The organism is Rhizobium binxianense (assembly GCF_028994275.1).
Lineage (GTDB): Bacteria > Pseudomonadota > Alphaproteobacteria > Rhizobiales > Rhizobiaceae > Rhizobium > Rhizobium binxianense.
The window spans coordinates 566,065-585,525 of the sequence record NZ_CP118713.1 but is presented as its reverse complement, the minus strand read 5'-3'; the positions used below and the strand labels follow the sequence as shown (position 1 = coordinate 585,525).

Here is a 19,461-nt window from a genome sequence, read left to right as displayed (position 1 = left end):
CTGTGTCGGAGCTTCCTTATCGAGTTTCCGTTATCTGCTCCGAGCTCAGTCGCATCGCCCGGGTTCCGAGCTTTGCACCCGAAACGGCATCTATTGCGATCGGCTCGATCTCCAAGCCCGACTCGACATCGACATAGCGGGCAAGATCGCCATCGCAATGACGGTGCGCCCATGCCCCGATCATGATGAGCACCGGCAGGAAATCCCGGCCGGCTGCGGTGAGGACGTATTCTTCGCGCGGAGGCCGTTCGGAATAGAGGCGCTTTTCCAGCAAGCCATCATCCGTCAGGGCCTTGAGCCGCTTCGTGAGCATGGTCGGTACGATGCCGAGGCTCTTCCTGAATTGGTCGAAGCGGGTGAGGCCGGTATGTGCATCCCGCAAAACCAAAATGCTCCACGCATCGCCCACAGATTTAAGGCCCCGGGCGACCGGGCACTGGGGAATTGGACTATTTTTCATTCGGTATCTTTTCGATAGCGACACGATATCGAAAAGATAGTAACATATCGACGGACGATGATCCACATCCAATAAAAATTGAAACGAAACAGAAGCGTTGCCCTGGAATTTAGGACAGGATTCAGATTTAGGCGGACCGGCCTAAAATCATCCTCTTCCAGGCGGAGGAAACCGATTCCGAATGCGTAAGACCAAAAGACGCAATCCCTACTATAATGGCCCAGTGTCCGACCACTTCGACGGCACGCATTTCTTCAATCCCGAAGGTATTGAGCCCCTTGGTTTCCGCGATCTGCTGCGGTGGCAATTCGGCGGTGGCCGGGAGCGTTGGTCGCAGTCTGTCCCAAGTCCATACGCGGCGGCCAAGCCGGATCCACGCGTAGACGGCGAGGATCTAAGGGTGACCATGGTTGGTCATGCAACAATGCTCCTGCAGGTCGCCGGGCTCAATATCCTCACCGACCCGGTGTGGTCGGAGCGCGCGAGCCCCTTCGCCTTTGCCGGACCCAAGCGTGTCGTCCAACCGGGCATCGCGTTCGATGATTTGCCGCCGATTGATCTCGTGCTGGTATCGCATAATCATTATGATCATCTCGATATCGCAACGCTCAGGCGGTTGTGTGCGAAGCATCGGCCGCGTGTCGTGACGCCGCTCGGTAATGACACGATCATACGCCGTGCCGTGCCCGATATGCAGACGACATCGATGGACTGGGGCGAGCGCATTTCGCACGCCGGAATCAGCATTGATGCGGAGCCGGCACACCATTGGTCCGCCCGCGGAACCGCCGATCGCCGGATGGCGCTCTGGGCGTCGTTCGTTTTGTCGACTCCAGCCGGAAAAATTTATCACATCGGGGATACGGGCTTTCACCACGGCATCAATTACAAAGCGGCACAGCGGAAGCATGGCGGCTTTCGCTTGGCCATTTTACCCATCGGCGCATATGAGCCGCGATGGTTTATGAAAGGCCAGCACCAGAACCCGCAGGAGGCGGTGATCGGGATGAAACTGGCAAATGCGGCCTATGTGGCCGGGCATCACTTCGCCACGTTCCAACTGACAAATGAGGCGGTCGACGCGCCGGCAAAAGCGTTGCAAGACGCAATGAGCGAGCATGATATTCCCCCGGAACGGTTCCGGCCTCTCAGGGCCGGCGAGGTATTCAACGTGCCGGCGGTCTAATCGGTATCCGCTTGCCCCCGGATGGTGCCAGGCGGCGCTCAGCGGCGCATGAAGGCTTCGAAGGCGGCGCGGGCCTCGGCGCTTTTCAGCCGCGCCGAGAAATAGCGGGCCTCCTCGTCGATGCGGGCGAGGATCTCGCCGCGGTCGCCGCGAATGAGGTCGCGGGCGATGCGCAGCGCCTCCGGCGGCTTGGCGGCGAGCTTTGCGGCGAGGCCAAGCGTCAGGGCATCGACCTCATCAGGCTCGACGACCTTCCAGACCAGGCCGGCTTGCCGCGCCTCCTCGGCCGAAAATGCTTCGCCGGCGGCCAGCATGGCGAAGGCGCGCTGATGGCCCATCAGCCGCGGCGCGACGAGGCTGGAACCTGCCTCCGGCACCAGCGCCAGATCGACGAAGGGTGTGCGGAACTGGCTGCGGCCGGAGGCGATGGTCAGGTCGCAATGCAGATGGATCGTCGTGCCGATGCCGACCGCCAGACCGTCGACGCCGGAGACGACCGGCTTTTCGGCATTGACCAGCGCATAAAGGAAATCGAGGATCTCCTGCTCCAGGCCACGGCCGCCCATCGCGGCAGCGAGAAAATCGTTGAGATCATTGCCGGCCGAGAAGCAGCCTTCGGTGCCGAGCAAGGCGGTGGCGCGGATGCCCGGATCGGCATTGGCCGCATTCAGCGCATCGGCCATGGTGCGGTACATGGGGCGGGTGATGGCGTTCTTCTTTTCCGGCCGGTTGAAGCGGATGAGCTGGACGCCGGGATAGGCGGAAGGCTGTTCGACGATGATGTGATCGGTCATTGGATCTCCTCGGGGGGTCCCCTCAGGCAAGCAGGATGCGGGCGGCGGCAAGGCTTGCCGCGCCATTGACGACCCGGTCGCGAAGGGCCGCGGTTTCAGCGAGCAGGTTTTCGGCGGCGAAGCGGCAGAGCGCGATGCGGCCTTCACCTGCGCCATCGGCTGCCTCGGCGAGAGCGCCCTTGGCGAGGTAACAGCCGGTGAGCACGAGGCCGAACAAGCGCTGATAGGGTGTCGCTCCCGAGAGCGCCTCGGCCGCCTTTTCCTCGGCAAGCGTCTTCAGCAGCCAGTCGGTCGCCTGCTCGAGGTCGCCGATCGCAGTGTCGAGCCTCGCGGCAGTCTCGCCGAAACCATCGAGATTGGAGCCGCGGACATTGTTGGCGATCTGCTTCAGCTCGGCGACAAAACCCTTCACCTGCTCACCGCCGGAGAGCGGCAGCTTGCGGGTGACAAGATCGATCGCCTGGATACCGTTGGTGCCCTCATAGATCGGGGCGATGCGGGCATCGCGGAGATAACGCGCGGCACCCGTCTCCTCGATGAAGCCCATGCCACCATGCACCTGAATGCCGAGCGAGGCGACGTCGACGCCGGCATCGGTCGAAAAGGATTTGGCGATCGGCGTCAGCAAAGCGGCGCGCTCCTGCCAGTGGCGATTGTTGTCACCTGCCCGGTGCGACATGTCGATCGCGTGGGCGCAGGCATAAGAGATGGCGCGCGCGCCTTGGGTCAGCGCCTTCATGGTGAGGAGCATGCGGGCGACATCGGGATGGTCGACGATCGGGCTCATGCCGGCGCCGCTCCAGCCGGGCGCCCTGCCCTGGGTGCGTTCCCTGGCATAGGCGAGCGCCTTCTGGGTGGCGGCCTCCGCGATCGCCACGCCCTGCATGCCGACGGCAAGGCGGGCATTGTTCATCATCGTGAACATGCAGGCGAGCCCCTTGTTCTCCTCGCCTACCAGCCATCCCACAGCGCCCTTTTCACCGCCGAATTTTCCGTCGCCATAGATCATCGTGCAGGTCGGCGAACCGTGAATGCCGAGCTTGTGCTCCAGCGAGTGGCAGAACAGATCGTTGCGAGCCCCAAGCGAGCCGTCGTCGTTCACCAGCAATTTCGGCACCAGGAAGAGCGAGATGCCGCGGGTGCCGGCCGGCGCATCCGGCAGGCGGGCCAGCACCAGATGGATGATGTTGTCGGCCGCGTCATGCTCGCCCCAGGTGATGAAGATCTTCTGGCCGAAGAGGCGGTAGCTGCCATCATCGCGGCGCTCTGCGCGGGCCTTGAGCACGCCGAGATCGGAGCCGGCATGCGGCTCGGTCAGGTTCATGGTGCCGGTCCATTCACCTGACACCATCTTCTCCAGATATTTGTCTTTCAGCACGGCACTGCCATGGGCGCTGACCGCCTCGATGGCGCCCATCGTCAGGGTCGGGGCGAGCGCGAAAGCCATGGAACCCGAATTCCACATTTCGAGTGCTGCGACATTCAGCATATGCGGCAGCGCCTGGCCGCCGAAAGCCTCCGGCGCCGTCAGGCCGTTCCAGCCGCCGGCGATCCAGTTGCGATAGAGATCGCGCCAGCCATCTGGCAGCCTGACCTCGCCACCCTCCAAACGGGCGCCCTGGCGGTCGCCGATATCGGCGAGCGGCGCCACTTCGTCTGTGGCAAAACGTCCCGCCTCGGCGAGGATGGCGCCGACCAGATCGTCGCCGAGATCGCCGAGCAGCCCTTCGGACATCGCCTCGCCCATGCCAGCTACATGCTTCAACGTGAACGCGATTTCCTCGACGGGCGCCTTGTACATGCTCTTTTCCTCCGCAGACCGGCCTCGCACGCGGCAAAACCTCTCCGAGGCCACGGCTAATTGATTTTTACGTAAACGTCAATTTCGATTTCCGCGAGCGCCATGCGATAGTTTGGCTGACGTGACGCTTTGCTCTTGCACCCTTGCACAAATAGCCGTCATGGAGACACTACAGCGCCGCGCGTCTTTTCAGACGCGCAAACGACGCTGTAGCACTTTGAATGCTGCATAATTTTATCCGTAAATCGATTCCGATTTAAGGAATTATGCAGTAGGGAATGATATCGCCTTCGCAAAGGATCGGCGACCAATGGATACATTGCCCGTCAACATACCCGGTTTTGTCTGGGCCTATCGCTTCTCCCCCGAAGAGAAGACCGCGGTGCGGCTGAACAATAGTGCGACGGTGGCGGAACTGACCGCCGACAACTGTTTCTACTGGCTGCACCTCAATCTTGTCGACGCCCGCGTGCCGGCCTTGCTCGAGACCCTGGACGGGCTGACAGAGGACGCCAAATCGGCGCTGACGACGCGCGATACGCATGCGGCCATCACCGTCGACGAGCAGATGCTCTATGGCACGCTCGTCGATTGCCAGCGCGATTTCGCCCAGGATACCAACAATCTCGGCTGGCTGCATTTCGCCATGTCCGGCCGCTTCATCATCACCACGAGGCTGCAGCCGCTGCGCAGCGTCGAACGGGCGCGGGCGCTGATCGAGAAGAACCCGGGCAAATTTTCGCGGCCGGTCGACCTCTTCGAACTGCTGGTGATCGAGTTCCAGCGCACGCTGATCGCGATCGTCATCGAACTCACCGAAGAGCTGAACCAGATCGAGGATATCGTCTACGACAGTGCGCAGCGCGACGAGCGCCGGCGCCTGGCGCCGGTCCGGCGCACCGTGGTCAGGCTGCATCGGCACCTGCGCACGGTGCTGGCGCTGATGCGCCGGGCGGCGGCAACCGACGACGACGAGATGCCCTTCGGCTTCGACGATGTGGCGCGGCGGCTGACGAGCCGGCTGGAAACGGTCGACCACGATATCTATGCACTGCAGGACCGGGCGCGCCTGCTGCACGAAGAAATCGATTCGAAACAATCCTCCGAAACCAACCGCCACCTCTATCTGCTGTCGATCATGACGGCCTTCCTGCTGCCGCCGACGCTGGTGACCGGTTTCTTCGGCATGAACACCGCCAACCTGCCCTTCGCCGTCGGCGACTACGGCACCGAATACGCCGTCGCCCTCATCGTCGCGTCGATTGCGTTTGCATGGTGGCTGCTCAGGCGGGTGGATATTCTTTGAGGGGGAAAGGTTCGGCGTGACTGTCGAGGGTGTGAGTTCGCTCTTATTCCATCAAACGTCGCGGTACTTGCCACAGAGCTCACCCCACCCTCCGTCATCCTCGGGTCAAGGCCGAGGATGACGGAGGGTGGGGAAACGTTCCAGCCAAACTCGCCGCCGACGCAGCGGATGGCGCGTGCGTTGCACCTACCGTATCACACCGCATTGACACTGAGCGATCGGAAGCGCGTCACGCTTCCCATGCCTTTATCAATACGGCGAATAGCACTGCTGGCGCGGGCCGTTATAGGGCTGGAACGTGTTGTCGTAGGCGCGATAGGACCGGTAGCGGTTGGCGCACCAGGCGACGTGGCTTGAACCCATGCGGGGCGCAGCGTAGCGCGGGGCGACGACGACTGCGCCGGCGCCGAAAGCGGCGAGCGGATACCAGTAGCCGTTGTAACTGCGGTATCCCGGGCGGTAATAGCTATATCCCCGATAGCCGCCGTAGTAGCCGGGCCGGTAGTAGGCGCCGGGGCGATAGCCCGGCCGGTAACCGGGGCGATAATAGCGGCGGTACTGGACATTGTCGACGGCAGAGGATTTTTCCACCTGCGGGGCGGTGGGCATCTGGATTGCCTGCGACGGCACGAAGCCCGTCAGAACGACGGCAGCGGCCAGAACCGCGGTCGCGATTTTATTTCTCAGCCCGATCATTTCTCTCTCCCATTCAACAGCGATCACCGCCAGCCCAGCAACGCTTTCGGGCCCGAATGGTTCCGGAGCGGCCGAGGTCCGGCCGCTTTCTGTTTTAGCGAGGCTGAACTGAACCGCACATTGACCGGCGCCGGCAATGCGATCAGGCGACGGCCGAGATTTTCGCCTGGTCGCCCTGCAGGCGGTTCACCATGAAGTTCGAATACCATTCGAGGAACTGCATGACGCCGCCCTCATGCAGGGAAGAATATGGGCCGGGCTCATAGGCGGGCGAGTGGATGCCGAAGGCGTTTTCCTCGACGATGCGGCGATCCTGATCATTGGTCTCGGTCCAGACGTGGGTCAGTTCCTCGAGATTGTAATCGACACCTTCGACGGCGTCCTTGTGGACCAGCCACTTGGTCGTTACCGCCGTCTCGTTGGCGCTGAGCGGCAGCACGCGGAAGGAGATGGCGTGGTCGCCGAGCAGGTGGTTCCAGGTCGTCGGATAGTGGAAGAGCAGCATGGTGCCGATATGGCTGATCGCGATATCGTCGGCGAGCGGGCGCTTGACGGCGCGCTTGCCCGACATGGTGTAGCTCTCGGCATCTTCGATCAGCGGCATGCGGGCGGTGCGGAACTGGCCGTCCGGCGAAATCTGGAACTTGCTCGGCAGGCCGGCCGCCTCACAGCGCGCCCAATGGCCGGCGATCTCCGGATCGTCGGCGCCGCCATCCGTGCCGGTGACGCTCGGCGCTTCGGGATAAGTGCGGCAGAGTTCGGGGTGATTGGCGGCGCAATGATAGCACTCGCGGTTGTTTTCCCAGACGAGTTTCCAGTTGCCCTTCTCGATGATCGTGCTCTGGAAGGCGACCTTGCTCTCACTGATCCGGTGCGGCGCGACATAGGGTTCGATCTTGTCGCGCACCACCTGGAAATCCGGGGCGTTGTTGGCAAGGCAGATGAAGACATAGCCTGCGACGACCTCGCAATGGACGGGCTTCAGATTGAAGCCGGTCTTATCGAAATCATCGCCCATGTGGCGGGCGAAGGCGAGCTTGCCTTCAAGATCGTAGGTCCACTGATGATAGGGACAGACGAGACGCACGGAGGAACCGTGCTCCTTGGTGCAGACGCGCGAGCCGCGATGGCGGCAGCTGTTGTGGAAGGCGCGGATGACATTGTCCTTGCCGCGGACGATGACGACGGGATAGCTGCCGATCTGGACGGTGAAATAGGCGCCCGGCTTTGGCAGTTCGCAATCATGGCCGATGAACAGCCAGTCGCGGTAATAGATCATCTCCATGTCGAGCTGGAAATAATCCTCGTCGATATAGAACGGCTGTTCGAGGCTGAAGCCCTCCCGGCGGCTCTTGAGCTGACGCAAAACGTTGCTGCGAATATCCATCTTCATGTCCTCGTGCACCCGGTTGCCACCCTCGATTGGAGGGCCGGCGGAAGCGCGCCCGCTTCCTTCTCCTTCGGGAGAATTGTTCGTGGCGCCATTTAATCACCTGGCATCGCTGCCGCTTGGTTGTAATGCGACATCGGCTTCGAAATTGGCGACAGGATGCGGCAAGGCTTGAAGCGGCCGATCCCGGTCGATCCTATCGCCCGACTCTCCGGGCAATTATCGTCAATTGCGACATGGCGTAAAGACCTGTTGCGCAAAGAGGTCGGCTGCCTCCGTCGCGTTTGCGACATCTGCGCGCATTTGCCTTTCAGCCGGCCCGGCACCCGGAGATTTTAACATCGCCTTAAGCATACGGTCCTATCCTGCTGCTGATTGAAGACCGACCGAAGAACGCGACCTATGGCCAAACTCCGTTATTTCGATGCGAAGGAAGCGAGCAAATCGCAGGAGCGGCAGCTGGTTGCCGCGCATTCCGAATTCTTGCGCACCGGCCGCATCCCCCGCGAGCGGCGGCACTGGCTGGCCGAGGAAAAGCGCTATTTCACCCATGATGAGGTGGCCGCAAAGACCGGCCGCAAGCTGCAGGCCGCCGGCGAAAAGACGCATCAGCACATTAACGGCTTTCACCACTCGATCCAGTTTCCGAAGATGATCTTCCACCGGACGCTGGAGGACAGCCCGCATCTCGGCTATTGCCACGTCACCGCCGCGCGGACGAAATTCGCCCATTACGAAGAGGTGAGCTGGGCCTTCTACATCGCCAATTTCTATTCCGACATCGGCGAGAACGACAATTTCTTCGAACGTATCGATGTCGGCTATTCCCGCATGTATTTCGCCGTCGCCATCAAGCCGGGCGAGAACTCCGCGGAAAAGATGACCATCGACCGGTCGGTGCGCGGCAACGGCCTGCTCTTCCGCACCCATGATCCGCAGGCAGCGATCCGCAACATCCTGTTGCTCGGCGCCCGCAACGAACAGCTGCGCGAAATCATCCGGCAGCTCTAAAGCGCCTGTTGTCGAACCGGATTCAACAACGCGATTGATCGCGGGCGGCGGAAAGCCTAAGGACTGCCGGAACGGAAAATCAGGCAGCACATGGCACGCACGATCGACATCAAGGCAGACAGGCAGGCGGCGCTGGACGTGGCCTCAGCCGTACTTGCCGATGGCTTTGCCATCGCCATTCCGACCGAGACCGTCTACGGCCTTGCCGCCGACGCCACCAATCCGGCCGCCATCACCCGCATCTATGAGACCAAGGGACGGCCACGCTTTAACCCGCTGATCTGCCATATGGCCGACCTCGCCATGGCCGAGGAACACGCCGAATTCGATCCCGTGTCGCGGGCGCTCGCCGCAGCCTTCTGGCCAGGGCCGCTGACACTGGTGTTGCCGCTGAAGCCTCAAAGCCCGATCCATTCGCTGGCGACCGCCGGGCTCGACAGCGTCGGCGTGCGTGTGCCGGAAGGGTTTGCCGGCGCCTTGATCGGCGCCTTCGGGCGGCCGCTCGCAGCTCCCAGCGCCAATAGGTCGGGCGCAATCAGCGCCACGAGTGCCGCCCATGTCGAGGCCGATCTCGGGGCGAAAATTCCGTTGATCCTCGATGCAGGCCCAAGTGCCGTCGGCGTCGAATCGACGATCGTCAAGGTGGAGGGCGACCGGCTGAGGCTGCTTCGGCCCGGCGGTCTGGCAGCGCGCGATATCGAGCGCGTCGCAGGCAGGCCGCTGCTTAGGGCGAAGACGGCATCGGCAGCCATCGAGGCGCCGGGTATGCTTGCCTCGCATTATGCGCCGGGCGCCTCCGTGCGTCTCAATGCGCGCGCCGTGGAACCCGGCGAAGCGCTGATCGGCTTCGGCGGTGCTGCGGTCTCCGGCGCGGAGGCTGCGCGGATCGTCCTCGATCTCAGCCCGCGCGGCGACCTTGCCGAGGCAGCCGCCAATCTTTTCGACTATATGAAGCGGGCCGATGCCAGCGGGGCTTTAAGCATCGCCTTTTCTCCCATTCCCGAGGATGGGCTTGGCGAAGCGATCAACGATCGCCTGCAGCGGGCAGCCGCACCCCGCGACTGACAGACCTTATAAAATCAAGAGGATCGATCTGATGAGCAGCCCCGACATTTCCACCGATCTTCTCGATCGCTTCGCCGCAATCGTCGGCGAAAGATACGCGCTTCGCAGCGAAGCCGATCTTGCGCCGCATCTGATCGAAAACCGCGGGCTCTATCACGGCTCCTCCCCTCTCCTGCTCAAACCCGGCTCGGTCGCGGAAGTCTCCGACATCATGAAGCTTGCGACCGAGACCGGAACGGCGATCGTGCCGCAGACCGGCAATACCGGCCTGGTCGGCGGCCAGACCCCACGTGCCGGCAAGGCCGATATCATCCTGTCGCTCGAGCGCATGAACAGGATCCGTGATGTCGATCCGGTGGCGAACGTGCTGGTCGCCGATGGCGGCGCCATCCTCGCCGAGGTGCAGAAGGCGGCCGAGGCGCATGGGCGGCTGTTTCCGCTGTCGCTCGGCTCGGAAGGCTCCTGCCGCATCGGCGGCAACCTTTCCACCAATGCCGGCGGCACGGCCGTGCTTGCCTACGGCAATATGCGCCAGCTCTGCCTCGGCCTCGAAGTGGTGCTGCCGACCGGCGAAATCTGGGACGGGTTGCGCCGCCTGAAGAAGGACAATACCGGCTACGACCTCCGCGACCTGTTCATCGGCGCCGAAGGCACGCTCGGCATCATCACCGGCGCGGTGCTTAAGCTCTTTCCCCAGCCGCTCGGCCATCAGGTGGCCTTCGCCGGCCTGAATTCGGTCGAGGACGCGCTTGGCCTCTTCAACCTCGCCGCCAGCCTCTGCGGCGCCTCGCTGACCGGTTTCGAGCTGATGCCGCGTTTCGGCGTCGAGATCACCACCCGCCATATCGACGGCGTGCGCGATCCCTTGGACGCGGCCTATCCCTGGTACGTGCTGATCGACATTTCAACCTCGGACTCGGCCGAGACGGCGGAGCGGATGATGAACGGCGTGCTCGAACAGGGTTTTGAGGCCGGGCTGGTGCTCGATGCGGCGATCGCTTCATCCGTGGCGCAGCAGAAGGCGATCTGGCACATGCGCGAAAGCATGTCGGATGCCCAGAAGCCGGAAGGCGGGTCGATCAAGCACGATGTCTCAGTGCCGGTGTCGAAGGTCCCGCATTTCATCGCCGAGGCCGAAGAAGCGGTCATGGCGGCCATGCCTGGCGCCCGCATCTGCGCCTTCGGCCATATGGGCGACGGCAATATCCATTACAATATTTCCCAGCCGGTCGGTGCCGACAAGGACGCCTTCATCGCCCGCTGGCATGAGATGAACCATATCGTGCATGGGCTGGTGCTTGCCCATGGCGGCTCGATCTCGGCCGAGCACGGCATCGGCCAGTTGAAGCGCGACGAACTGGCGGCGATCCGGCCGGCGATCGAAATCGAGCTGATGCGCCGCATCAAGCGCGCCTTCGATCCCGCCAATATCATGAACCCGGGTAAGGTCGTCAGCCTCGAGGTGTGAGGTCGGAGGTCAGCGAGGTCGCCGAGGTTCGCCCCTCATCCGCCTGCCGGCACCTTCTCCCCGCTTGCGGGGCGAAGGGACGTGCCGCCCCTCTCGGTTCCCACCTCGCTCTCGCAGGGCAAGTACCCTCTCCCCGTTTTTACGGGGAGAGGGTAGCCATTAACGCGAAGCGGACAGCTGTCGTCCCGCGAGAAAAACCTACCGTGCGCGCTTTGCTGGATTGCCTCAGCTTTACTGCGTGCCGCCGCCGGTGAGGATCTGCAGCGCCGGCGATTGCTGGGTGCTGTTCTGGACGTCGTACATGGCGGTGAACCGGCGCAGCAGCTTGTCGACCTTCTTCGGATCCTGGAGATCCTCGAGCTTGACGAAGCGGTTGATCAGATCGGCCTGCTTGGCGACGTCCATGCCCGAGATCTGCGACGGTAGGCTGAAGGCTGTGGTAATGACCTGGTAGAGCGCCTTGTCGCCGAGGAGCGAAAAGATCGAGGTGATGCTCGGGGCCTTGCGGCTGAAATAAAGCGCCAGGCGGACGCCGTCATTGCTTTCGCCCTGCTGGTTTTCCATCGTCTGCTGGACGAAGAGCTTTTGGGTACGATCCTCCGCCGCCTTGTTCTGGATGGCGCCGATCTTGGCGCGGGTCAGATCGCCGTCCTTGTCGAAATTGAAGGCGGCGACGATATCCTTGAAGCGCGCATCCGCCTTGGTGTTGAGGTAGCTCTTCTTGTCGTCGGGATCGGACGTGAAGATCTTCTTCAGCGTCGCCTTGTCGTAATCCTTCGGGTCGAGATTGTTCGCCTTCAGCACCAGATCCGTCAGACGGCTGTCATCCAGGAAATCATCGAGCGACTTCACCTTCGCCATGCCCTTGGCGAAATAGTCGACCTCGGTCGTCGCGTCCTTCGATGCCTTGTCCTTCACCGGCCCGGCCTTCAGCAGCATGGTGACGTGCGCTTTGTAGTCGGTGGCGTATTTGGCTAGGGTCGCCTCGGGAAGCGCCTGGAGGGGCGACGCCGCCTTGCCGTCGGGACCGAAGTTGAAGGCGCGGGCGAGGTTGGTGATACGTTCGTCCTTCAGCGAGGCGATAAAACCATTCGGGTCGTAGGCATCGCTCGTCAGGATCTTGCGCATCATCGAGCGCGAGACTTCCTGGTCCGTCAGGCCGAAGGCCTGCAGCGCCACATGATAGGGATCCGGCAGATCATCGTTGCTCTTGGTGAAATCGGCCGACGAATTGCTGCGCAGAAAGTCGTTGACGCTCTTTATGTCCGAGAAGTTGAGCAGGCTGCCGCTGTCGGCCATCATGCGGGTGTAGTTGGTGGCCACCTCGTCGATCGCCTCGTCGCGCTCGTCGTCATAACGCGCCATATAATTGTCATTGGTGGTCTGCGCCTGATCGGCCGTCTGGATCGAACTCATCACCGGAAGCGATCCATCGGCGGCGAAGTTGAAATCGGCGTTGAGATCGGCATGGCCGGCGGCGGCAGCCGCCGTCGCATCGGTCAGGATGCTCTTCAGATCGGCGTTCGAAATGCCGGTTGGAAGGTTGTAGGTGCTCTTCAGGAAGTTGGTGATGGCGTCATCGGCGATGAGATCGTCGACATTGGCGATCGTCGACATCCGGGCGGAATAGTCGTCCGTGCGGGCGGAAGCGGTAAATTTCGTGCTGCTGATCTGGGTGGCCGTCTGCGCGGCCATGCCGTCCTCGAGCGTGCCGTCCGCCTTGAAGTTGAAGGCGGCGGCGACGTCGGCATAGGTACCGGTGCCGCTCTGATCAGTCAGGATGGCGCGAAGGGCAACGTCGGTGACGGTCGACGGGATGCCGTAGGCGTTGCGCACGAAATTGTTCAGCTTCTGGTCCGACAGCAACTGATCGACGTTGGAGATGCCGGCGATGGTCGCCTGGTAATAGACGGCCGCAGTGTCGGCCTTGTCCATGGTGCTGGCGCTCTGTGAGGCGCTCTGCGAGGCGTAAAGGGTCGCGACCGATCCGTCCGCCTTGAAATTGAAGAGATCGTGGACGTCGCTGTAGCCCTGGGCGCTGGCCGCCGCGGGATCGACGAGGAAAGTCCTCAACGTCGCATCGGAAACGCTGTCGGCGATCTGCATGCTGTTTCTGAGATAGCTGACCGCAACGGGATCGGACATGATGTCGTCGACATTGGTGACATTGCCGATCATGCTGTTGAAGTGCGTCGCGTTCGCCGCCGACTTGTCGGTGGTCGACTTGCGCTGCGCCGCGGTCTGGATCGCCGAACCGTTGATCGAGCCGTCCGCCTGGAAGTTGAAGTCGGCATTGAGATCGGCGTGGCCCTGGGCCGCGGCATAGGCCGAATCCGTCAGGATATTCTTCAGGTCGGCATTGCTGAAATTCGTGCCGAGGCCATAGGCATCCTTGATGTAACGCGCCAGCACATCATCGGCCAGCAGATCGTCGACATTGGTGATGGCGCTCGACTGCGAGGTTACGGAATAATAGTTGGACGTGCTCGATGCAGCCGATTTCAGTTTGTTTGCCTGGTCGATCGACTGGACGCGCGCCGTGCTGGAGGTCGATCCGTCAGCCTTGAAGTTGAAAGCATTGTAGACATTGGTAAAGCCCATCAGCTGGGCATAACCGGGATCGGTCAGCACCGTGCGCAGCGCGGCCGCGGTGAAGTCGGCGCCCATGCTGTAGGCCGTCGTGATATAGGAGGTCAGGCGTTTGTCGGCGACCAGATCGTCGACATTGGTGATCGTGCCGATCTTCGCCGTGTAATAGGCCTTGTTGTAGTCCGCTGCCGTCTGGCCGACGTAAAAGACGTCCGAACCGACCGAATTGTCGATGATGACCGACTGGGAATTTAGCGTGAAGGACTCGATGACCGAGGCCTTCTGCGCGGCGGTCTGCGCCGTGCCGGTGACGGTGCCGTCGGCATTGAAGCTGAACTGGGCGGCAAGCGCCTTGTATTTGTCGCCGCCCTGCGTGTTGACGACGCTCGTGGGGTCGCTGAGATCGCTCGTCAGCACCTGGCGCAGAAAGTCCTTCGACGCATAGGTGGGATCGATCTTGAACGTCTTCAGCACATAGGTGCGCAGCCGGGTGTTGTTGACCAGATCGTCGACGGTCTGCACGCTGTCGATATTGTTGCTGTAATAGGTGCTCTCGGCGGCGGCCGCCTTGTCGGCATCGACGAAGGACTGCTTGTAGAGGCCGATGAGATCGTCCTCCTGCGCGTCCGTCTGGACGTCCTTAGCGGGCGCATTGAAATTGAAGGCGGCGGCGAATTCGCGGTAGCGCGTATCGGAAAGCTTGTTGGCGTAGCTGTTGGGGTCGGTGAGATCGCTTTCCAGCACCTTCTTCATGAGGGCCTTGGCGTAGGTCATGTCCTCGAGGCCATGGGCCTTCATCGCGTAGCTGTAGAGCTTGTAGTCTCCGAGGAAGTCGTCGACCGATGTGACCTTGTTGATGTGGTCCGCGTAGTACTCGGCATCCTTCTTGACCGTCGCCTGAGACGCAACCTTGTTGAGGCTGGACGTCATATCCTTCGACAGGATCGTATAAGCGAGGGAAGCCGTGATCATGAATAGCGCCCTTTTCGGCAAAATCTCTAAAAGAACGACGAACTGCTGGTGAGCACATTTTGCCACGGAAAGCTTACCTGAGACTTACCTCAGGATGCATCATTTCCGCACACCACAGCGTTCACCTTCCGGAAACCCTGCCGGATTCGGTTTTGATAACCATCAGAGGAGGCAAAGTTTTCTTAACCGCAATTTTTAAGCTGTACGGAACGGCAGGCCCCTATTGTCGGCCATAGAGGACGAAAAGTCCCAAGGAGAAGACCGGAAATCGGCTCTCAGGTAAGACAAGGGTAGAATGAAATGAACAATCCCGTAATGAAGCCCGCCTGGGCTGGCACGACGTTACGCCTCGATCCGTCCCGCTTTCCCCAGCAGGTCAGCTACGCCATCCATGATTGTTCGGATGACGTCAATATCACCATCGACGAACGCGGCGCGGTCCTGCGCAAGGTCCTGCCTTCCAGTGGCCTGCCGCTTTCGATTGCGCTGCCGAAGCGCGTCTTCAAGGGTGTCGCCGCCCGCGCCATCGACCATGGCGACGGTGAAGTTACCGTCACGCTCGAGCTTCACCACGCCGATCCCGAGCTCTGCGTTCCGTTGCTCGTCGCCCATGATCTCAGCGATATCGCCGCCGACTGGCGCAGCTGGTCGGAAGCCTTCCGCATTCCGATGCTGATGGTCGAGGCCGACGGCGTCGCCCGTCCGCTCGAAGACCATATTGGCGGCCTGCGCACCAGCGACCTCAAGCCGCGCCGCCGTCATTCCTACTTCGCCAATCGCCGTCCGCGCTTCCTCGTGCGCCGCACCACCGGCCGGCTGGGCGTCGCCATGAAGATCGAGGGCAAGGAAATCATCGCCCGCAACTGACCGAAATCGCGACACCGGACACATCATTGCCGGGCATTCTGCGCACTCATCAGTCGCAGAATGCCCGTTTTGCGACGCTGTCGAATTCGGCCGCAAACTGTCGCTTTAATCTCGATTGGCACCGCGGGATGAATTTTGACAGGATCACTGCGTAGCCAGTAAAAAAGCCTCTCATTCAAGGACGGAAAGTCCCAATCCGTGCTTGACCGTTTTGAGTGCGATCAGGCTCTTGTATTTTCGCACGAGCGCCTGTTGCTCACCCATAAGCCGCTCAATGAAGGCGTTGTATTCCTCGAGATTGCGGACGGCTACGAGCAGGACATAGTCCATATCGCCGGTGACATACCAGCATGACTGAACTTCGGGCGCACGGTCCAACCATCGCTGGAATTGCTCCAGCGTGTGTCGATGTTCGTTCTGGATTTCAAGCTCAACCAAAACGGACAAGGTGCGATCGACGGCTTTCGGACTGACCACCGCCACGATCTTCTCGATGATCCCATCTTGCTTCAGTTTGCTGATGCGGCGTTCGACGGCGGAGGGTGAGAGATTGACCACATCAGCAATGACCTTGCCGGGAATGTCGGCATTCTCCTGCAGCATTGACAGAATAGTTCGATCAATATCGTCCACTGCGTATAATCCAGATTTTATGCGGAGAATCCGCTATTTTTTTCCGTTGGCGCGGTTTTTCCGCGTCGAAAATTCATAACATCTCTCCATGACACAACAAACACCTCTTTTAGCCGCCAAAATCGACGATGCCCGCAAGAAAATCGATCCGATTTTCCTCAACACCAATCTGTTGCGTGCCGATAGGCTCGCGCTGTCGCTCGTCGCCAAGGACGAAACGGAAAATCCGATCCGCAGCTTCAAAGGGCGTGGGACGGGGTATTTTCTCGCCGACGTCGCTGGTGAAAGAACTCCTCTGGTCACCGCATCAGCCGGGAACTTCGGTCAGGGGCTTGCTTATAATGCCGCACGGCATGGGCGATCTCTGGTCGTGTTCGCCAGTATCAACGCCAATCCGCTGAAGATCGAAGCCATGCGCAGGTTTGGGGCGGAGGTCTTTCTCGCCGGAGAAGATTTTGACGCTGCAAAGGAGGCAGCCAAAATCTACGCCGTCGAACGGAAGCTGCAGTTCGTCGAAGACGGAGCGAGCGCAGCCATTGCGGAAGGGGCAGGAACGATTGCGGCGGAGCTGACTGAAGAGGTCGACGATATCGACGCCGTTTTCATTCCGCTTGGCAACGGTGCTCTGGCGGCCGGAGTGGGATGCTGGTTCAAATCACGTTCACCGCGAACAAGGGTCGTCGCCGTCGCCGCAAAGGGTGCGCCTTGCATGGCTCTGTCCTACAATGCGGGTGAGGCGATCTCGACGCCGGAGGCACGCACGATTGCCGATGGAATTGCCGTCCGGATTCCCGTCCCGTCGGCCGTCGACTGGCTTCAAGACACGATCGACGACGTCGTTCTCGTGGATGACGATCAGATTCTGGATGCAATGCGGTTTGCTCATGACACATGGAAGCGTCTCGTCGAACCAGCCGGAGCGGCGGGGCTCGCAGCTATTCTTGCGCAGGCATCTGCCCTGAAAGGCTGCCGTGTAGCGACTGTGCTGTGTGGTGCTAACCTAACGGATCAACAGATCAAGGCATGGCTTCCATCTGCCGCAAAGGACGACACGAATGCGTGCTAGACCAATCCTCCTGTCTGAGGACAGGCGCGCGAGGGCTGGCGCCCGCGCCGGGCTTAGCGTCCCAATCAGGGAATGGCAAACAGCAGGGAGACGAAGAGGCCGAAGAAGATGATCAGGCCGACGCGGTTGTTCGATTTGAACAGCGCCAGGCACTGGTCGGCATCGTTGATATCGAGCCGGACGATCTGCCAGGCGAACATGCCGGCCGCACCGAGCAAGGCCAGGAAAGCGATGAGATTGGCGCCGGCGAGCGCGAAAGCGATAAACATCAGCACCAGCGTCAGCCCATAAAGGCCGATCAGCCAGACCCTCGTCCTGTCGCCGAACAGCCGGGCGGTCGAACGGACGCCGATCAGCTCGTCGTCCTCCTTGTCCTGATGGGCGTAGATCGTGTCGTAACCAATCGTCCAGGCGACGGAGGCCGCATAGAGCAGGATGGCGGCGAAGGAAAGCCCGCCCAAAATGCCGGCCCAGCCCATCAGCGCACCCCAGGAGAAAGCAAGGCCGAGATAGAATTGCGGCCAGTCGGTGAAGCGTTTGGCGTAGGGATAAAAGGCCACGATGGCGAGCGAGAGCAAGCCCAAGAAGACGGTGAGCCAGTTGAACTGCAAGAGCACGAAGAGACCGACCAGCGCCTGCAGACCGATGAAGATTTTTGCGCGGGCGCGCGTGACGCGGCCGGAAGGGAGCGGGCGCGAACGGGTGCGGGCCACTTCCATGTCGATCTCGTGGTCGACGAGATCATTATAGGTGCAGCCGGCGCCGCGCATGGCGACCGCGCCGATGAAATAAAGGAGAAGGTGAGACACCAGCAGGCTGCCGGAATAGAGCCCTTGGTCGATCGCCGCATTGGCGGCGAGTGTCGCCGACCAGAAACATGGCCACATCAGCAATTGCCAGCCGATCGGGCGATCCCAGCGCGCCAGCTGCGCATAGGGCCAGAGCCATGGCGGCAGGATCCGGTAGACCCAGTTATTCGAAGGCGCGTCGGAGACGCGATCGTTGAAGTGGTCGGTATCTTCCATGCCGCTCATCTAGCGGCGGGCCGCCGATCCGGTCAAGAAGCGATCATCGCGCCGCGCCTTGTATCATTTGCCGGACCGGAACCGATTCAAGGATAAAATCTCTGGCAATTCAAGGCATTATGGCGCCCGCACATTTGAAAAAAACGCGTGGGCGCCGGCCATCACTGCAGTGAGAAATTGAACTTGTAGGTGGCCGAGACACCGATCAGGACCTGATTCTTCGAACCGCGGTCGCGCACCAGGCTGCTGTCGGCGGCAGGCCCCGCCAGCCGCTTATATTCGAGGAAGGAGCTTGCCGAGAGGTTTTCGGTCGCCTTCCAGGTGATGGCCGTTCCCGCGCCATAGGACTGGATGCCCGACGACGGCTTATAGGGATCAAGACCGCTTGCCGCCGCGTGCTTGGCGCTGACGCCGTAATAGGCGTCGTAATAGCCTGCGGTGGCGAATGTCGCGCGCGGACCGCCTGACAATTGCAGGTTGGGCGCGATATCGGTAAAGGCATCGACCGCGAGATCGGCGACAACGCCGTCATGAGAGCGGATGCCCTGGCGGACTTCGGCGCGGGCGCGCAGGAAATCTGTGGGGTAGACCTCGACGAAGCCGCCGGCTTCCGCCCCCCATTTGACCTTCCTCAAGCCCTTCAAGTCACGGTCGTCGCCGCCATCGCGCGACGGCACGAATTTGCCGACGATGCCGGCGCGGAAGGCGCCCTTGTCGATGAGGGCGAAGGAGGGATTGTCGTTGCGCGAGGAAAATCGCGGCCCGGCGCCCTGGCGGCCGACCGAGATCAGCGGGCTGAACTTGAATTCATTGTGCGACGAACCCTCGAATTTCGGGGCGGAGAAGCCGGCGACGCCGACGCTCAGATACCAGTCGCCGGACCAGAAGGGCTGGCCGCTTTCCTGCGCCGACGCCAAAACTGGGAATGAAAGGGCAATAGCCAAAGAGATCGATACGACTGATCGATGAAACACGTTCGCACTCCAGAAAACGCAAAAACAAAGCCGCGGAGGGCGGCGGTGGCTAGATTTATCCGGATCTCGTTACGCCAATGTTAACCACGGAGACACGAAGGGCGCTAAATGAAAGCGTGCCGCCTTCGGCGGTCGTACGCGAAAACCCGCCGGGAGAA

16 protein-coding genes are annotated in these 19,461 nt (G+C 61.3%); 7 read left to right on the top strand and 9 right to left on the bottom strand.

The window, feature by feature from the left end; all coding sequences use genetic code 11:
* Positions 1 to 16: 16 nt before the first annotated feature.
* Positions 17 to 460 carry a winged helix-turn-helix transcriptional regulator gene (locus PO860_RS02815; RefSeq protein ID WP_183606644.1) on the bottom strand — a complete coding sequence of 148 codons (444 nt, stop codon included), beginning with the start codon at positions 458 to 460 and terminating at the stop codon, positions 17 to 19.
* Positions 461 to 641: 181 nt separating this feature from the next.
* Here PO860_RS02815 and PO860_RS02810 point away from each other — a divergent pair, with 181 nt between their 5' ends.
* The gene (locus PO860_RS02810; protein ID WP_275038098.1) at positions 642 to 1,646 is read left to right on the top strand and encodes an MBL fold metallo-hydrolase; all 1,005 of its coding nucleotides are present in this window, start codon (positions 642 to 644) and stop codon (positions 1,644 to 1,646) included.
* Positions 1,647 to 1,684: 38 nt separating this feature from the next.
* Here the strand turns inward: PO860_RS02810 and PO860_RS02805 are convergent, their stop codons facing one another.
* Both PO860_RS02805 and PO860_RS02800 read right to left on the bottom strand, forming a co-directional pair.
* Positions 1,685 to 2,440 carry a crotonase/enoyl-CoA hydratase family protein gene (locus tag PO860_RS02805; RefSeq protein WP_273880339.1) on the bottom strand — a complete coding sequence of 252 codons (756 nt, stop codon included), beginning with the start codon at positions 2,438 to 2,440 and terminating at the stop codon, positions 1,685 to 1,687.
* A gap of 22 nt (positions 2,441 to 2,462) precedes the next feature.
* Positions 2,463 to 4,241 carry an acyl-CoA dehydrogenase family protein gene (locus tag PO860_RS02800; RefSeq protein ID WP_275038097.1) on the bottom strand — a complete coding sequence of 593 codons (1,779 nt, stop codon included), beginning with the start codon at positions 4,239 to 4,241 and terminating at the stop codon, positions 2,463 to 2,465.
* A 310-nt stretch (positions 4,242 to 4,551) separates the two neighbouring features.
* On the opposite strand from PO860_RS02800, the gene PO860_RS02795 reads away from it, so the two are divergent.
* Entirely contained in the window at positions 4,552 to 5,547 is a 996-nt protein-coding gene (locus PO860_RS02795; protein WP_183605901.1) for a transporter, read from the top strand.
* Positions 5,548 to 5,796: 249 nt separating this feature from the next.
* Here the strand turns inward: PO860_RS02795 and PO860_RS02790 are convergent, their stop codons facing one another.
* Together PO860_RS02790 and PO860_RS02785 are read right to left on the bottom strand one after the other, a co-directional pair.
* A complete protein-coding gene (locus PO860_RS02790) occupies positions 5,797 to 6,243 on the bottom strand; it encodes a BA14K family protein (protein WP_272783044.1) in 447 nt (148 codons plus the stop codon).
* A 142-nt stretch (positions 6,244 to 6,385) separates the two neighbouring features.
* The gene (locus tag PO860_RS02785; protein ID WP_272783043.1) at positions 6,386 to 7,630 is read right to left on the bottom strand and encodes an aromatic ring-hydroxylating oxygenase subunit alpha; all 1,245 of its coding nucleotides are present in this window, start codon (positions 7,628 to 7,630) and stop codon (positions 6,386 to 6,388) included.
* A 405-nt stretch (positions 7,631 to 8,035) separates the two neighbouring features.
* Between PO860_RS02785 and PO860_RS02780 the strand changes: the two genes are divergently transcribed.
* The 3 genes from PO860_RS02780 (at position 8,036) to PO860_RS02770 (ending at position 11,177) form a co-directional block, all read left to right on the top strand.
* Positions 8,036 to 8,644, top strand: a complete 609-nt coding sequence (locus PO860_RS02780) for a DUF6656 family protein (RefSeq protein ID WP_183605898.1) — start codon at positions 8,036 to 8,038, stop codon at positions 8,642 to 8,644.
* A gap of 90 nt (positions 8,645 to 8,734) precedes the next feature.
* Positions 8,735 to 9,709 carry an L-threonylcarbamoyladenylate synthase gene (locus PO860_RS02775; protein ID WP_183605897.1) on the top strand — a complete coding sequence of 325 codons (975 nt, stop codon included), beginning with the start codon at positions 8,735 to 8,737 and terminating at the stop codon, positions 9,707 to 9,709.
* 31 nt (positions 9,710 to 9,740) lie between these two features.
* The gene (locus tag PO860_RS02770) at positions 9,741 to 11,177 is read left to right on the top strand and encodes an FAD-binding oxidoreductase (RefSeq protein ID WP_183605896.1); all 1,437 of its coding nucleotides are present in this window, start codon (positions 9,741 to 9,743) and stop codon (positions 11,175 to 11,177) included.
* Positions 11,178 to 11,408: 231 nt separating this feature from the next.
* Here the strand turns inward: PO860_RS02770 and PO860_RS02765 are convergent, their stop codons facing one another.
* On the bottom strand, positions 11,409 to 14,738 hold the full coding sequence (locus PO860_RS02765) for a DUF1217 domain-containing protein (RefSeq protein WP_273880336.1): 3,330 nt from the start codon (positions 14,736 to 14,738) through the stop codon (positions 11,409 to 11,411).
* 300 nt (positions 14,739 to 15,038) lie between these two features.
* Here PO860_RS02765 and PO860_RS02760 point away from each other — a divergent pair, with 300 nt between their 5' ends.
* Positions 15,039 to 15,605, top strand: a complete 567-nt coding sequence (locus tag PO860_RS02760) for a DUF6101 family protein (RefSeq protein ID WP_183605894.1) — start codon at positions 15,039 to 15,041, stop codon at positions 15,603 to 15,605.
* Positions 15,606 to 15,776: 171 nt separating this feature from the next.
* Here the strand turns inward: PO860_RS02760 and PO860_RS02755 are convergent, their stop codons facing one another.
* Positions 15,777 to 16,208 carry an Lrp/AsnC family transcriptional regulator gene (locus PO860_RS02755; protein ID WP_018496878.1) on the bottom strand — a complete coding sequence of 144 codons (432 nt, stop codon included), beginning with the start codon at positions 16,206 to 16,208 and terminating at the stop codon, positions 15,777 to 15,779.
* Between the two features lie 118 nt (positions 16,209 to 16,326).
* On the opposite strand from PO860_RS02755, the gene PO860_RS02750 reads away from it, so the two are divergent.
* On the top strand, positions 16,327 to 17,304 hold the full coding sequence (locus tag PO860_RS02750) for a threonine ammonia-lyase (RefSeq protein WP_275038096.1): 978 nt from the start codon (positions 16,327 to 16,329) through the stop codon (positions 17,302 to 17,304).
* A 65-nt stretch (positions 17,305 to 17,369) separates the two neighbouring features.
* Here the strand turns inward: PO860_RS02750 and ubiA are convergent, their stop codons facing one another.
* Together ubiA and PO860_RS02740 are read right to left on the bottom strand one after the other, a co-directional pair.
* Positions 17,370 to 18,329, bottom strand: a complete 960-nt coding sequence (ubiA, locus tag PO860_RS02745) for a 4-hydroxybenzoate octaprenyltransferase (RefSeq protein WP_275038095.1) — start codon at positions 18,327 to 18,329, stop codon at positions 17,370 to 17,372.
* 161 nt (positions 18,330 to 18,490) lie between these two features.
* Positions 18,491 to 19,303 (bottom strand): MipA/OmpV family protein, encoded by an 813-nt coding sequence (locus PO860_RS02740; RefSeq protein ID WP_183605891.1) that lies wholly within the window; start codon positions 19,301 to 19,303, stop codon positions 18,491 to 18,493.
* Positions 19,304 to 19,461 lie beyond the last annotated feature (158 nt).